At 58.1% G+C, this 15,103-nt stretch carries 17 protein-coding genes; 3 read left to right on the top strand and 14 right to left on the bottom strand.

Translation table 11 applies throughout. The features are described from left to right. Position 1: 1 nt before the first annotated feature. The 6 genes from pheT to thrS form a co-directional block, all read right to left on the bottom strand. Positions 2 to 2,383, bottom strand: coding sequence for a phenylalanine--tRNA ligase subunit beta (gene pheT / locus ACA055_RS10090; RefSeq protein WP_497683473.1), 2,382 nt, complete (start codon positions 2,381 to 2,383; stop codon positions 2 to 4). Positions 2,384 to 2,409: 26 nt separating this feature from the next. Next, positions 2,410 to 3,426, bottom strand: a complete 1,017-nt coding sequence (gene pheS, locus ACA055_RS10085) for a phenylalanine--tRNA ligase subunit alpha (protein WP_007905876.1) — start codon at positions 3,424 to 3,426, stop codon at positions 2,410 to 2,412. A 109-nt stretch (positions 3,427 to 3,535) separates the two neighbouring features. Beyond that, entirely contained in the window at positions 3,536 to 3,892 is a 357-nt protein-coding gene (gene rplT, locus ACA055_RS10080; RefSeq protein WP_007905879.1) for a 50S ribosomal protein L20, read from the bottom strand. A gap of 28 nt (positions 3,893 to 3,920) precedes the next feature. Beyond that, the gene (rpmI, locus tag ACA055_RS10075) at positions 3,921 to 4,115 is read right to left on the bottom strand and encodes a 50S ribosomal protein L35 (protein WP_002553160.1); all 195 of its coding nucleotides are present in this window, start codon (positions 4,113 to 4,115) and stop codon (positions 3,921 to 3,923) included. Positions 4,116 to 4,175: 60 nt separating this feature from the next. Further along, entirely contained in the window at positions 4,176 to 4,727 is a 552-nt protein-coding gene (gene infC / locus ACA055_RS10070) for a translation initiation factor IF-3 (protein ID WP_172435341.1), read from the bottom strand. Next, positions 4,727 to 6,649 (bottom strand): threonine--tRNA ligase, encoded by a 1,923-nt coding sequence (gene thrS, locus ACA055_RS10065; RefSeq protein WP_010455934.1) that lies wholly within the window; start codon positions 6,647 to 6,649, stop codon positions 4,727 to 4,729. Before thrS ends, infC begins: the two co-directional genes overlap by 1 nt. 374 nt (positions 6,650 to 7,023) lie before the next feature. On the opposite strand from thrS, the gene ACA055_RS10060 reads away from it, so the two are divergent. Together ACA055_RS10060 and ACA055_RS10055 are read left to right on the top strand one after the other, a co-directional pair. Beyond that, on the top strand, positions 7,024 to 7,326 hold the full coding sequence (locus ACA055_RS10060) for a hypothetical protein (RefSeq protein ID WP_497683472.1): 303 nt from the start codon (positions 7,024 to 7,026) through the stop codon (positions 7,324 to 7,326). Between the two features lie 292 nt (positions 7,327 to 7,618). Further along, complete coding sequence (locus ACA055_RS10055) at positions 7,619 to 7,831, top strand: cold-shock protein (RefSeq protein WP_007905882.1); 213 nt, start codon at positions 7,619 to 7,621, stop codon at positions 7,829 to 7,831. Between the two features lie 72 nt (positions 7,832 to 7,903). Here the strand turns inward: ACA055_RS10055 and ACA055_RS10050 are convergent, their stop codons facing one another. Together ACA055_RS10050 and ACA055_RS10045 are read right to left on the bottom strand one after the other, a co-directional pair. Beyond that, complete coding sequence (locus tag ACA055_RS10050; protein WP_497683471.1) at positions 7,904 to 8,224, bottom strand: I78 family peptidase inhibitor; 321 nt, start codon at positions 8,222 to 8,224, stop codon at positions 7,904 to 7,906. Between the two features lie 165 nt (positions 8,225 to 8,389). Beyond that, positions 8,390 to 8,695, bottom strand: coding sequence for a hypothetical protein (locus ACA055_RS10045; RefSeq protein WP_497683470.1), 306 nt, complete (start codon positions 8,693 to 8,695; stop codon positions 8,390 to 8,392). 132 nt (positions 8,696 to 8,827) lie between these two features. Here ACA055_RS10045 and ACA055_RS10040 point away from each other — a divergent pair, with 132 nt between their 5' ends. Further along, positions 8,828 to 9,034, top strand: coding sequence for a hypothetical protein (locus ACA055_RS10040; protein WP_497683469.1), 207 nt, complete (start codon positions 8,828 to 8,830; stop codon positions 9,032 to 9,034). A gap of 35 nt (positions 9,035 to 9,069) precedes the next feature. Here the strand turns inward: ACA055_RS10040 and ACA055_RS10035 are convergent, their stop codons facing one another. Genes ACA055_RS10035 through ACA055_RS10010 form a run of 6 tightly spaced genes read right to left on the bottom strand, consistent with a single transcriptional unit; the run spans position 9,070 to position 15,052 of the window. Continuing rightward, positions 9,070 to 10,098: a nucleoside hydrolase gene (locus tag ACA055_RS10035; RefSeq protein WP_497683468.1), complete on the bottom strand. Its 1,029-nt coding sequence runs from the start codon at positions 10,096 to 10,098 to the stop codon at positions 9,070 to 9,072. Positions 10,099 to 10,141: 43 nt separating this feature from the next. Continuing rightward, positions 10,142 to 10,546, bottom strand: coding sequence for a D-ribose pyranase (rbsD, locus tag ACA055_RS10030; RefSeq protein WP_497683467.1), 405 nt, complete (start codon positions 10,544 to 10,546; stop codon positions 10,142 to 10,144). Next, positions 10,543 to 11,460, bottom strand: coding sequence for a ribokinase (gene rbsK / locus ACA055_RS10025; protein WP_497683466.1), 918 nt, complete (start codon positions 11,458 to 11,460; stop codon positions 10,543 to 10,545). Before rbsK ends, rbsD begins: the two co-directional genes overlap by 4 nt. Positions 11,461 to 11,501: 41 nt before the next feature. After that, a complete protein-coding gene (locus ACA055_RS10020) occupies positions 11,502 to 12,521 on the bottom strand; it encodes a LacI family DNA-binding transcriptional regulator (RefSeq protein WP_497683465.1) in 1,020 nt (339 codons plus the stop codon). Positions 12,522 to 12,524: 3 nt separating this feature from the next. Beyond that, positions 12,525 to 13,502: an ABC transporter permease gene (locus tag ACA055_RS10015; RefSeq protein ID WP_497683464.1), complete on the bottom strand. Its 978-nt coding sequence runs from the start codon at positions 13,500 to 13,502 to the stop codon at positions 12,525 to 12,527. After that, positions 13,499 to 15,052, bottom strand: a complete 1,554-nt coding sequence (locus ACA055_RS10010; protein WP_497683463.1) for a sugar ABC transporter ATP-binding protein — start codon at positions 15,050 to 15,052, stop codon at positions 13,499 to 13,501. Before ACA055_RS10010 ends, ACA055_RS10015 begins: the two co-directional genes overlap by 4 nt. Positions 15,053 to 15,103 lie beyond the last annotated feature (51 nt).

Here is a 15,103-nt window from a genome sequence, read left to right as displayed (position 1 = left end):
GTCACTTCCTTAACGTGGCGTTCAACCTTTGTTCGAGCGAGGTGAGGATGTTTTGCGTCGTCGTATTCACCTCATCGTCATTAAGAGTGCGCGATGGATGCTGCCAGGTCAAGCCAACTGCAAGGCTTTTTCTATCAGGATCAATGCCTTTACCCTGATACACGTCAAATAGCCTGAGGTCCGTCAGCCATTCCCCTGCATTTTCACGGATTACGTCCAATACGGCGCTGGCAGCGACGTCTTTTTCGGCGATCAGTGCAAGATCACGACGTACTTCAGGAAAGCGCGACAACTCCTGGAATTTAGGCATTTTACCTAACGCCACTTCGGCAAGAACCAGCTCGAAAACGAAGACCGGACGGTCGAGACCGAGGGTTTTCGACAATTCAGGGTGGATAGCGCCGACGTAACCCACCAAACGACCTTCGCGCTCGATTTGCGCGGTTTGACCCGGGTGCAACGCAGGGTGCTTGCCTGGCACAAAAGTGAAAGAATCCAGAGCGCCGGCAAAGCCCAGCACCGCTTCCACGTCAGCTTTGACGTCGAAGAAGTCCACGACATCGCGACCTTGGGCCCAGCCTTCCGGAAGACGGCTACCGCACACCACACCCGCCAGCATTGGCTCTTGCTTCAAGCCGTCCAGCTGACCGACAAAGCGCAGGCCGCTTTCGAACAGACGGACACGATCCTGTTGCCGGTTCAGGTTGTGCTGAAGCGCCTTGACCAGCCCCGGCCATAGCGACGAACGCATTGCAGCCATGTCGTTTGAAATCGGGTTGGCCAGCAGAAGCGGTTCTACACCCGGATTGAACAGCTCGAATTGTTTCGGATCGATGAAGCTGTAAGTGATCGCTTCCTGGTAACCGCGGGCCACCAGCAGACGACGCAGCTCAGGCAGATCGCTACGCGCTTCAGCCTTGGCTTGCGGCGCCAGACGAGCTTGCGGGTAGCGGACCGGCAGACGGTTGTAACCGTACAGACGAGCCAGCTCTTCGATCAGATCGACTTCGAGGCTGATATCGAAGCGATGGCTTGGCACTTCTACGCGCCACTGCCCCGCCCCATCAGCAGAAACGGTCAGACCCAAAGCGTTGAGCAGACGCTCGACTTCGGCGGAATCCATTTCCATGCCCAGCATCTGGGTGATGCGTTGGGCACGCAGGGTGACCGGCGCGATCTTCGGCAGGTGCTGCTCGCTGACGGTTTCGATGATCGGGCCAGCTTCGCCGCCAGTGATTTCCAGCAGCAGGCCAGTGGCGCGCTCCATGGCTTCACGGGCCAGTTGCCAGTCCACACCACGCTCGTAGCGGTGCGAAGCATCGGTGTGCAAGCCGTAGGAACGCGCCTTGCCAGCGACGGCAATCTGATCGAAGAAAGCGCTTTCAAGGAAAATATCGCGAGTGGTCGCGGTGTTGACGCCGCTGTGCTCGCCCCCCATGACGCCGGCGATAGCCAGGGCGCGGGTGTGGTCGGCGATCACCAGCGTATCGCTACGCAGGCTGACTTCCTGACCGTCGAGCAGCACCAGCTTCTCGCCTTCTTCGGCCATGCGCACGCGGATACCACCATTGATTTCGGCGAGATCGAAAGCGTGCAGCGGTTGACCCAGCTCCAGCATCACGTAATTGGTGATGTCCACGGCAGCGTCGATGCTACGAACGTCGGCACGACGCAGACGCTCAACCATCCACAAAGGCGTAGGCTTGGACAGGTCGACATTACGGATCACACGTCCCAGGTAGCGCGGGCAAGCAGCTGGTGCCAGCACTTCAATCGAGCGCACTTCATCGTGTACGGCAGGAACGGTGGCAATGACCGGACGGGTGACTTCGGCGGCGTACAGCGCGCCGACTTCACGGGACAGACCGGCCAGGGACAGGCAGTCGCCGCGGTTCGGGGTCAGATCGACCTCGATGCTGGCGTCGTCCAGGCCCAGGTACTCACGGATGTCCTTGCCGACTGGCGCATCAACCGGTAATTCCATCAAGCCGTCGTTGCCTTCACCGACCTGCAGCTCTGCCTGCGAGCACAGCATGCCGTTGGATTCAACGCCACGCAGCTTGGCTTTCTTGATTTTGAAGTCGCCCGGCAGTTCGGCACCAATCATGGCGAAGGGAATTTTCAGGCCCGGGCGCACGTTTGGCGCACCGCAAACGACTTGGAAAGTTTCCGAGCCATTGCTGACCTGGCAAACGCGAAGCTTGTCGGCGTCCGGGTGTTGCTCGGTGCTCAGCACCTCACCCACGATCACGCCACTGAATTCACCGGCGGCCGGCGTAACGCTATCGACCTCAAGACCGGCCATCGACAGACGAGCGACCAGCTCATCGCGACTTACCTGCGGGCTTACCCAGCCACGCAGCCATTGTTCACTGAATTTCATCCTGCTCTCCTAAGAATTCGTTACGACTAGCGAAATTGCGCGAGGAACCGCAAGTCGTTGTCGAAGAACAGACGCAAGTCGTTCACGCCGTAACGCAGCATGGCCAGACGCTCGACGCCCATGCCGAAGGCAAAGCCCGAAAACTCTTCCGGGTCGATCCCCGACATGCGCAGCACGTTCGGGTGAACCATGCCGCAGCCCATGACTTCCAGCCAGCCAGTCTGCTTGCAGACGCGGCAGCCTTTACCGCTGCACATCACGCATTCCATGTCGACTTCAGCGGAAGGCTCGGTGAACGGGAAGTACGACGGGCGGAAACGCACGGCCAGTTCTTTTTCGAAGAACACGCGCAGGAACTCTTCGATAGTCCCTTTCAGGTCGGCGAAGTTGATATCGCGGTCGACCAACAGGCCTTCGACCTGATGGAACATCGGCGAATGGGTAATATCGGAGTCGCTGCGATACACACGGCCTGGGCAGACGATGCGGATCGGCGGCTGTTTCGATTCCATGGTGCGGACCTGTACCGGCGAGGTATGGGTGCGCAACAGCATGTTGGCATTGAAATAGAAGGTGTCATGCATCGACCGGGCCGGGTGATGGCCTGGGATGTTGAGCGCTTCGAAGTTGTGGTAATCGTCTTCGACCTCAGGGCCTTCGGCGATGCCGTAGCCGATGTGGGTGAAGAACTGTTCGATACGTTCCAGAGTACGAGTGACCGGATGCAGACCACCCGAGGTCTGACCGCGGCCAGGCAGGGTCACGTCAATGGACTCGGCAGACAGTTTGGCGGCCAGATCGGCCTCTTCAAACAGTGCCTTGCGGGCATTGAGAACCTCTGTGACACGCTCCTTGGCAACGTTGATCAGGGCGCCGACTTGCGGACGCTCTTCTGCCGGCAAATTCCCCAGGGTCTTCATCACCTGAGTCAATTCGCCCTTCTTGCCAAGGTAGTGAACCCGGATTTGCTCCAGGGCATTGATATCTTCAGCGCTTTGCACAGCCTCTAGTGCTTGAGAGACGAGCGCATCCAGGTTTTCCATGTACAGACTCCAGATACAAAATAGGGGAAGAGCTTGAAGGCTCTTCCCCTATTTATGACGTTTAACACCTGGCCCCACAGAGGTGAGGCCGGGTGACTGTCGGGGGTACTTAAGCCAAGGTGGCTTTAGCTTTCTCGACAATCGCAGCAAACGCCGCTTTTTCGTTCACTGCCAGATCAGCCAGAACCTTACGGTCGATCTCGATGGACGCTTTTTTCAGGCCGGCGATGAAACGGCTGTAGGACAGACCGTTGATACGTGCACCAGCGTTGATACGAGCGATCCACAGAGCGCGGAACTGACGTTTTTTCTGACGACGGTCACGGTAGGCGTATTGGCCTGCCTTGATTACCGCTTGCTTGGCAACACGGAATACGCGCGAACGAGCGCCGTAGTAGCCTTTAGCAAGTTTCAGAATTTTTTTGTGACGTTTACGGGCAATGACGCCACGCTTTACACGAGCCATGAGTTACTTCCTCTATTCTTGACTAAAATTAACGAAGGCGCAGCATGCGCTCGACTTTTGCAACGTCAGACGGATGCAGCAAGCTGCTACCGCGCAGTTGACGCTTACGCTTGGTCGACATTTTAGTCAGGATGTGGCTCTTGAAAGCGTGCTTGTGCTTGATACCGTTAGCAGTTTTCAGAAACCGCTTAGCAGCACCACTTTTAGTTTTCATCTTTGGCATGTTCGGATACTCCGCATTCAGTTGATAAACATAATCGCAAGGCCTGCCGTGCCCTGTTGATTACTTCTTCTTTTTCGGGGCGATGACCATGATCAGCTGGCGTCCTTCCATCTTAGGATGCTGTTCGACCGAACCGTACTCGAGCAAGTCACCTTCAACTCGCTTGAGGAGTTCCATCCCCAGCTCCTGGTGGGCCATCTCACGGCCGCGGAATCGCAAGGATACCTTGGCCCTGTCCCCATCACTCAGGAAACGTACCAGGTTGCGCAGTTTTACCTGGTAATCCCCTTCCTCCGTCCCTGGACGAAACTTGATTTCTTTAACCTGAATCTGCTTCTGGTTTTTCTTGGCCGCGGCAATCTGCTTCTTCTTTTCGAAGATCGATTTGCCGTAGTCCATCAGTTTGCAAACAGGGGGTACTGCATCGGCGGAAATTTCCACCAAATCCAGTTTGGCCTCTTCAGCCTTAAGAAGCGCGTCTTCAATTGACACAATCCCAAGCTGTTCACCTTCAGCTCCAATTAACCGAACCTCGCGTGCCGAGATATTCTCGTTGATCGGGGCTTTCGGTGCAGCTCGTTTATCTTGTCTCATTTCACGCTTAATAATAATTACTCCGAATCTGGGCGACCACGCCGGGAAACCGCTTGCGCGAGAAACTCAGCGAACTGGGCGACGGGCATCGAGCCCAGGTCAGCACCTTCACGAGTACGCACAGCGACAGTCTGCATCTCGACTTCCCGATCTCCGATAACCAAGAGATAGGGAACCTTGAGCAAAGTATGCTCGCGGATTTTAAAGCCGATCTTTTCATTTCTCAAGTCAGACTTGGCACGAAATCCGCTTTCGTTGAGGGTTTTTTCAACCTCGGCAGCAAAATCGGCCTGTTTATCAGTGATATTCATGATCACTGCCTGGGTCGGAGCCAGCCACGCGGGGAATGCACCCTCGTAGTGCTCGATCAGGATTCCGACGAAACGTTCGAAGGAGCCCAGGATCGCCCGGTGCAACATCACCGGGTGCTTGCGACTGTTGTCTTCGGAGACGTATTCGGCTCCCAGACGGACAGGCAGGTTAAAATCGAGCTGAAGGGTACCACACTGCCAGACACGGCCGAGGCAATCTTTCAGCGAGAACTCGATCTTCGGACCGTAGAACGCACCCTCGCCCGGCTGCAGATCGTACGGCAGGCCAGCGCTATCAAGGGCTGCAGCCAGGGCAGCTTCGGCGCGGTCCCACAACTCGTCGGAACCGACGCGTTTTTCCGGACGAGTGGACAGTTTCATCTCGACGTCTTTGAAGCCAAAGTCGGCATAGACATCCATCGTCAACTTGATGAACGCTGCGGATTCCGCCTGCATTTGCTCTTCGGTGCAGAAGATGTGGGCGTCGTCCTGAGTGAATGCACGCACGCGCATGATGCCGTGCAGCGCACCCGATGGCTCGTTACGGTGGCAGGCACCGAACTCGGCCAGACGCATCGGCAACTCGCGGTAGCTTTTCAGGCCCTGGTTGAACACTTGCACGTGGCAAGGGCAGTTCATCGGCTTGATGGCGTAGTCGCGATTTTCCGACTGCGTGGTGAACATATTGTCGGCGTAGTTGGCCCAGTGCCCGGATTTCTCCCACAGGCTGCGGTCAACGACTTGTGGAGTCTTGATCTCCAGGTAACCGTTGTCGCGCTGAACCTTGCGCATGTACTGCTCAAGCACCTGGTACAGCGTCCAGCCGTTAGGGTGCCAGAACACCATGCCCGGCGACTCTTCCTGGGTATGGAACAGGCCCAGGCGCTTGCCGATCTTGCGGTGATCGCGTTTTTCAGCTTCTTCGATGCGCTGGATGTAAGCCGCCAGCTGCTTCTTGTCGGCCCAAGCGGTGCCATAAACGCGCTGCAGTTGCTCGTTCTTGGCATCGCCACGCCAGTAGGCGCCGGACAGCTTGGTCAGCTTGAAGGATTTCAGGAAGCGAGTATTCGGCACGTGCGGGCCGCGGCACATGTCGACGTATTCTTCGTGATAATACAGACCCATGGCCTGCTCGTTCGGCATGTCCTCGACCAGGCGCAGCTTATAGTCTTCGCCACGGGCCTTGAACACTTCGATCACTTCGGCGCGCGGAGTGACTTTCTTGATCACGTCGTAATCTTTTTCGATCAGCTGCTGCATGCGCTGTTCGATGGCGGCCAGGTCGTCCGGAGTGAAAGGACGTTCGAAGGCGATGTCGTAATAGAAGCCTTCGTCGATGACCGGACCGATGACCATCTTGGCCGTCGGGTACAACTGCTTGACCGCGTGGCCAACCAGGTGGGCGCAAGAGTGGCGAATGATCTCCAGCCCCTCTTCATCCTTTGGCGTAATGATTTGCAGCGTGGAATCGCTGTCGATGATGTCGCTGGCGTCAACCAGCTTGCCATTGACCTTGCCGGCCACGGTGGCTTTGGCCAGACCAGCACCAATGGATGCGGCGACCTCGGCTACGGAAACCGGGTGATCGAATGAACGTTGACTGCCGTCGGGAAGAGTAATAGTTGGCATGGCGCCTCCTCTCCTAGTGGTGACCCCTACCAAAGGTCACGTGGGTTGGGATGAGCCAGTACAAGATCCGATCCAGGCCATTCAATAACGAACGCCTGCCTTACAGCGGCAGGAGCCTTGCGGCCAACCGGAAAACCGAACCAGAGTGACTGGGATTCAAATCAGGGGTTATTCGCGCCTCTGCCGCCACCGGGGCTCAAGGCCATCCGGAGCCTGCAAACGCCCGAGCGAGGCATGCTAGCACAGATGAACGGTCGTCGCGGTAGCGAGGTTTCTGCCGGGGCAAATCAGCTGTTTTTATGCCAGAGTGCTGAACTTGAACGCCGCTTTACCCCTCAGATAACAAGACATTGACCCAAAAGGAGCATCCCAGCATGCGTCTGAATCGTTTATTCGCTGTAATCGCCCCCATCGTTCTGTTGCTGCCGCTGGCTGCCCATGCCGATTGGCCGAAGGGCGAGCGCGAGAAATACATGGCTCAGTGCACCCAGGCAGCCACGCCTCAGATCGGCGCTGCAGCGGCGAAGTCTCACTGCGCGTGCGGGGCCGATGCAATCAAATCGTACCCGGCCGGCGACATTCAAGCGTTGATGGACAACACGGCCAGTGACGCCCTGAAACAAAAGGCACTGACTCAGATCTCAGCCTGCAAAGCCGATAACAAGGCGAAAAAATAAGCCCGACAGAACGCTTTGAAGGCCTTATCAGCCGATGAAAAGCCTCTGAAAACCGTTTTTTCGTACAATTTATGCAGGTTTTACAGGTTTTTTTATTGTCTTTACTTTTGGCTGAAAGCCTTTTAAAACGGGGCTTGTAGCCAAACATAGCCACAAAGAAAACGCGGCTGCAGGGCAAACAGCACGTCCGGGGGGCTCCCAAAGCGAACATTTCGACTATGATACCCCGGTGTGCCCAGTTGGCCTGAGCAGCACAGCACTACTGAAAATATATGTTTCTTGGAGATACACCATGTCTAATCGCCAAACCGGCACCGTTAAATGGTTCAACGATGAAAAAGGCTTCGGCTTCATCACTCCTCAAGGTGGCGGTGACGACCTGTTCGTACACTTCAAAGCTATCGAAAGCGACGGTTTCAAAAGCCTGAAAGAAGGCCAGACCGTTTCCTTCGTGGCTGAGAAAGGCCAAAAGGGTATGCAAGCTGCACAAGTCCGCGCTGAGTAATTTTCAGCCGCACTAAAAAAACCCCGTCCATGTGACGGGGTTTTTTATGGGTGAAGCAAAAGCCTGAAGCGATCAGCCGCAGTTGACGCGGGTGACAACCCGATTGGCATCGGTGTTCAGGTTCAAGCGATCGGAGCGGTACTCCAGGGTCACCATATCGGTGGGCATGAGGAACCGCGCATTCTGTGCGCCTGCGCGGGTGCGCGCCTGCTCCAGCAGCTCTGGCGAAGCCTTTTTGCCAATGGTGAATTCGGCAGCTTTTGCCTCACAACGACTGTGCCCCGTGTCAGTTGTCGTGACAGGGTCAGTTGTCGACTCGGTGGAGGTAGTGCTGCAACCGGCCAGCATGGCAACGGCCAACAAAGTACCCAATGACGCGAGCTTCCAAGGCATGAAGCCTCCTTTTTTCAATAGTTAAGCTGAGATCGTGCGACCGCCAATCTGGCGTTTGGTTTCACAGGGAGTGCTAGCACCCTGCCCTCGATCCGGATACGCGGCGAGTTTGCCTGAGCATCCACTGTCGTTCATCCCGCAATCGTGACTGAATATGAACAGTGCTCAATAGACGTCAATGTAGTCGTACAGTGGCTTCGGCCAGTTCTCCTTCAGCGCATTGAAGATCTGCATGACCCAGACCTCGTCGCTGGCAGCGACCAATCCCACATAACCGGACCCCTTGGCCCACGTCTCCAGGCGAAACAGCAACCCGTCGATGTCGGTGCCACCCACGACACCCGACGAAATGTAGGCGATGCCGCCTTTGGTCACGCGCAGCTGGGTGTGTTCATCGTCGCTGGCAGAGGCCAGCATCTGGCGCACTGCCTCAAGGGTCAAGCCGTCAGGCGTGTTCAAATCTATCTGCACAGCATGGTCCTTGGAAAATCGTTAAGGACCAAGTGTCGCATAGCCCTCTTCTCATGCCTAAGTCGGAGTGCCAAACGCCGCGCAAAATGGTTAACTCGTCACTCAGACTTTCCCGAATTCACGAGCGCCATCATGACCACCGTAAGTATCGACGCCGACATCAAAGCCAAGTGGCCACTGGGTCACAGCTCCTACAGCCCGGGCAGCCCGGAAGAGTTGGCAATCATTGGTATCGATCTGTTGGTCAAAGAACTCGGGACGCAAGCCGCCCAGTCATTCATCGCACAGATATTCGAGAAATACCCCGCAGACTACATAGGCCTGATAGACAGTCAGTAAAAAAACCCACAGGCTGGCACCTGCGGGCGTGAGCTTTACTTCAGACGAGCCAGACGCTCAGTCAGTAGATCGAAGAACCCTTGGGCGTCGCCGCTTTCAACCCAGAACGCATTCTTCTCAGCCTTCAAGCCGTCATACCAGTCAACGATGGTTTGGCCGAAGGTCGGGCCTTCACGGCTATCCACCACTACGTTTACCGAACGGCCAGTAAACAATTCTGGCTTGAGCAGGTAAGCGATGACCGTGGCGTCATGGACCGGACCACCCGGAATGCCGTAGTGCTCCATGTCGCCTTTGACGTACTCATTGAGAATATCGCCTACCAGCTTGCTGGCATTGTTGTTCAATGCGGCGATCTGTTTCAGGCGCGCTTCGCTGGTCAGGATCTTGTGGGTCACGTCCAGCGGCAGATAAGTCAGCTTGACGCCACTTTTGAGCACGACTTCCGCAGCCTGTGGATCAGCGAACAGGTTGAACTCGGCCACCGGGGTGATGTTGCCACCGTTGAAGTGCGCGCCTCCCATGATCACCACTTCCTTGATGCCCTGAACGATTTCCGGTTCCTGGATCAGCGCCAGGGCCAGGTTAGTCTGCGGCCCCAGCATGGCAATGGTGATGCTATGTGGCTTGGCGGCTTTCAGGGTATCGATCAGGTAGTTGACCGCATTGCCCTTGGCCAGGCCCTTCTTCGGCTCATGCACGGTGACACCCGACAGGCCTTCCTTGCCATGGATGTTCTCGGCGTAAATCGGCGTGCGCATCAGTGGTTTCGGTGCTCCGGCGTAGACGGGAACCTCCTCGCGCCCTGCCCACTCGCGAGCCAGACGCGCATTACGCGAAGTCTTGTCCAGCCGAACGTTGCCGGCGACGGTAGTCAGCGCGCGAATGTTCAGTTCTTCTGGTGACGCCAGGGCAAACAGCAAGGCAACCACGTCGTCGGCACCCGGGTCGGTGTCGATGATCAGGTCGATCTTTTCCGCCGCCTGGGCGCTTGTTGCGGTAATCAGGGACAAAAGCAGCAGACTCCGGAACAGGTGATGCAATTTCTGAGCATAGCGGTACATGGCGCACTCCTTGTGCGTGGAAAATCGGAAACACAATGACGAACTAGAACGTTACCCCAGCCACCAGCACGATGTTGCAGTACGGCTGACATTCGCCTGTACGAACGATCGCCTTTGCCTGTCGGCTGAGGACTTTGAATTGGTCATGACTGAGCAGTTCACGCTGCCCCAGCGCACCTGCAGCATTCAGTTCGTCCAGCGTCGCCAAGGCCGATGGCTGCTTGTCCCGGATCTCCCGAGCCAGCACATGGCTTTCGACCTGCATTTCGCTGAGCACAACCTTCAAGGTGCTGACGAAATCGGGGACACCGTGGGTCAGGGCCAGGTCGATCAATTCAACGCCTGGTGGTACCGGCAGACCTGCATCACCGATCACGACTATGTCGCCATGCCCCAGGGACGCGATCAGCCGCGACAGCGCGACGTTAAGCAGAGGTGTCTTTTTCATGGTGCGTTAAAGGCCTGTACGTCGGACAAATCAGGAATCGAGGGTTGTGCGCCAGCCCGAGTGACCGACAACGCCGCGGCGACCTGGCCAAACCGGATGGCTTCAGCTTCGGTTTTACCGGCCGCCAGGGCCGCAGCGAAACCGCCGACAAAGGTATCGCCGGCCGCCGTGGTGTCGACAGCTTTCACCTTCGGTGCAGGGAAATGCTCAAGGCTCTGGCCATTGGCGAACAGCGAGCCTTGGGCACCGAGGGTGATAATGACCTTGCTCGCGCCCATGGCGATCAACTGCGTCGCGGCGGTTTCGGCGGTTTCCAGGGAGTCCACCGGCAAACCGCTCAGGGCCGAAGCTTCGCTTTCGTTGGGAATCAGGTAATCGATGGATGCGTACCAGTCCGCCGGCAGCGGCCGACTGGCGGGCGCCGGGTTAAGGATCACGACCTTGCCCAGCTCACGGCCGCGCTTGAGCGCATGGCCGACAGTGGCATCCGGCACTTCCAGCTGACAGATGATCACATCCGCCGCCTGCAATACCGCGTCGAAACGATCGATCACTTTCGGCGTCAACGCGCCGTTGGCACCGGCAACGATCACGATGGCGTTCTGACTGTTGTCGTCGACCACAATCAACGCCACGCCGCTGGCACCCTCGACGGTGCTGACCGCCTGACAGTCGATCTGCTCGACCAACAACGCTCCGCGCAACTGTTCGCCATAGGCATCGCTGCCCACACATCCGATCATCGACACTTGCGCCCCCAGACGCACCGCCGCCACCGCCTGATTCGCGCCCTTGCCACCGGAGACGGTGACAAACGACTCGCCGATCAGCGTTTCACCGCCACGGGGCAACCTTGGCGCCCGGGTGACCAGGTCCATGTTCAGACTGCCGATTACCACTACTTTTGCTGGCATACATCACTACTCATCAATTCTGTTTCAGCGGCATTTTCAGTTCAGCGGTACTCTGCAAACACGCCGGCCAGAGGCGCAGTCGATTCCCGCAAGACAATACTCGGCGTCACGATCCGTTGATCGGTAGCCATATCCGGCGTGGCGATCCTGCGTAAAAGCACTTCGGCCGCCATTTCGCCGAGTTGCAGGATCGACTGGCCCACGGTGGTCAATGCCGGGTACACGTAACGACTCATCTGGATATCGTCGAAGCCGATCACCGACAGCTCGGTGGGTACACGAATATTGCGCTCGGCGGCGGCTCGCAGCACGCCAATGCCGATCATGTCGTTGCCGGCGAAGATGGCGCTGGGCGGGTTCTTTTCCAGCAGGATCGCGGCGGCGCTATAACCGCCGGTGCTGGTGAAGTCACTTTCCAGCATGCGCCCCTCGGACACTTCGACGCCCGCCTCTTTCAGGGCGCGGCAGTAACCTGCCAAACGCATCTGTGCCACGCTGGTGCTCGCCGGCCCGCCAATCGTCGCGATGTCCCGATGCCCCAATTCCAGCAGATGCCGAGTGGCCAGATAGGCGCCGTATTCGTGATCGATGCGCACCATATCGGCATTCACACCGTCCAGGCCGCGGTCGACGATCACCATCGGCGTGCGCACGCCCGCCAGGCCTTGCGCCAGCCCCGCGTCACCGCCGGCCGATGCCACGATCAACCCGTCGATGCGTTTTTCCAGCAAGACACGCAGGTAGCTGCGCTGCTTGTCGGGGTTGTCGTCGGAGTTACAGAGGATCACGCAATAGCCATTACGCTCGCAGTAATCCTCGATGCCCCGGGCCAGTTCGGCGAAGTACGGATTGAGGCTGTTGGGCACCAGCAGACCGATGGTCGCCGTGGTTTTGGCCTTCAGCGACCGGGCCACGGCACTCGGGACGTAGTCGAGCGTCTTGATTGCCGCCTCGACCTTGATCCGCACTTCTTCACTGACCGGCCGGGTCTTGTTCACCACGTGGGACACCGTGGTGTACGAAATTCCCGCAAGCGCTGCCACATCCTTGATCGTTGCCATGACTCAGGTCCGCCGGCTTGCGCGTTGACTGCGATAAGTATCAAGCACCACCGCCACCACGATCACCGCGCCGGTGATGATGCGCTTGGTCGGTTCGGTCGCTCCGATCTGCGCCAGACCTGCCGCCAATACGGAGATGATCAGAACCCCGAAAAATGTGCTGATGACCGAACCACGACCACCCATCAGGCTGGTGCCGCCGATCACTACCGCGGCGATCACTTGCAGTTCCAGACCGGAGCCGGCATTCGGGTCCGCCGCTTCCAGACGGGAAATCTGAAACAGCGCGGCGATACCGGCCAGCAGTCCCATCAGACTGAATACCAGAATCTTGTAGGGCTTTGGATTGATCCCTGCCAGACGTACAGCTTCTTCGTTGGTGCCAATGCCGATCAGGTAGCGACCGAACACAGTGCGGGTCAGCACAGCCTGGGCAATGAAGATGATCAGCAAGGCGATGATGAACGACGGCGAAATACCGAAGGCAATCGGGTTGGACAGCCAGGCGAAGGCATCACCGATATAAGCCGTGCGCGAACCGGTCATCTGGTACGCCACGCCACGGGCCATTTCCAGCACGCCGAGGGACACGATGAACGACGGAATCCGCCACGCTACCGTGATCGAGCCGGTAATGGTCCCGGCCAATGCAGCTGCCGCCATGCCGAGCAGCGCCGCCGGCAGTACGCTCCAGCCCCAGCCGAGAATCGCCACGCTGACCGTCGACGCCGCGAGGGCCAATACCGACCCCACCGACAGGTCGATACCGCCGATGATCAACACAAACGTCATGCCGACCGCCAGGACCATCAAATCCGGAATCTGGTTGGCCAGGGTGCTGAAGGTATCGTAAGACAGAAAATGGCTGCTCAGAATCGAGAACAGCGCGACCATCGCCAGCAAGGCACCGGCCAGCCCCAGATAGGTGCCGAGGCCGTAAAAGTTGCCACTACGTTTACCGGCGGACGTTGCAGTAGTCATGGAAGATCCCTAGGCGCCGCTTCGTTGAGCAGCGCATCACGTTTTTGGTAGCCGGCGAATGCGGCGGCAAGCAAGTCATCCTGGGTCCAACTGTCGCGCTCGAAAGTATCGATCAGGCGCCCCGCCGACAGCACGCCGATCCGGTCGCAGATCAGCATCAGCTCACGCAGGTCGCTGGACACCACCACCAGTGCTTTGCCCTGACGGGTCAACTCACCGAGCAAGGCATAGATATCGAACTTGGCACCGACATCGATGCCTCGTGTCGGCTCGTCGAACAGCAGCACCGCGCAATCGCGCTCCAGCCAACGGCCGATCACGACTTTCTGCTGGTTGCCACCGGACAGTTCCGACACCAGTTGCGTCGGACTGGAACTGCGGATGCGCATGGCGTCGATCTGTCGCTGGGCCAGGGCCATCTCGTCATCGTTGTTGACGAAGCCGCCGCTGGAAATAACCGGCATGTTGCCCAAGGCAATGTTGGCGCTTATCGATTGAGTCAGCAGCAGGCCTTCGCCCTTGCGGTCTTCGGTGATCAGGGCGATGCCGTGACCGACCGCATCAGCCGGGGAGCGAATACTGACGACTTGCGCAGGCGACCCCAGCGCAACCGTGCCGCTGTCCGCGATGTCGGCGCCGAAGATCAGGCGCAGCAACTCGGTGCGCCCTGCCCCGATCAAACCGGAAATCCCGAAAATCTCGCCGGCGCGCACTTCGAATGACACATCACGAACCTTGTCGGACCGGGTCAGCCCTTTGACCGTCAACGCTGGAGCGCCAATCTTGCGTGGTCCCATGTCGATGTGTTCGCCGAGCTCGCGCCCAACCATCAGGGTGACCAGTTGCTCACTATTGTAATTGGCCATTGGCTCGACGCAGACCAGGTTGCCGTCGCGCAATACCGCGATGCGCTGGGCGACCCGTGCCAGTTCTTCGAGGCGGTGGGAGATATAGATGATCGACACGCCGCGAGCCTGCAAGCGAGTGATCTGTTCGAACAGCATCTCGACTTCACGGGCTGTCAGCATCGCGGTCGGCTCGTCGAGGATCAGCACGTGGCAATCGCCGATCAGGTTGCGGGCGATCTCCACCATTTGCTGGTGACCGATGCCCAGTTCGCCGACCAGGGTGTCCGGGTCGATCGCGTCGAGACCGACCTGAGCCATAGCCTCGATCGCCGCCTTGCGCAGTTGCTTGCGGCTGATCCAGCCGCCATTGCTGGGCAGGTTGTCGAGAAACAGGTTTTCCGCGACCGACAGGGTCGGTAGCAGATTGAGTTCTTGCATGACCATGCGGATGCCCAGGTCTTCGGCCTGGGTCCGGCTGCCGGGATGGTAATCCTGCCCCTGAAACTGCATCTGGCCGGTGGTCGGTGTGACCAGCCCGCCAATGATTTTCGACAGGGTGCTTTTGCCGGCGCCGTTCTCGCCGGTCAGCGCCAGCACTTCGCCGCGCATCAGCGTCAGGTCGATGCCGGTCAGAACCGGTTGGGCGTAGGTCTTGCCGATACCGCTGACCGAAAGGACAGCGTTCGGGGCGCAAACGGACATAAAAACTCTCCATGTGCTCGCCCCGACGGGCGAGCACCGTTGTGTCGCTAG

This window comes from Pseudomonas sp. LBUM1657 (assembly GCF_059716075.1).
Note: the sequence above shows the minus strand (reverse complement) of the source record. Positions and strands in the feature narration are given on the sequence as shown.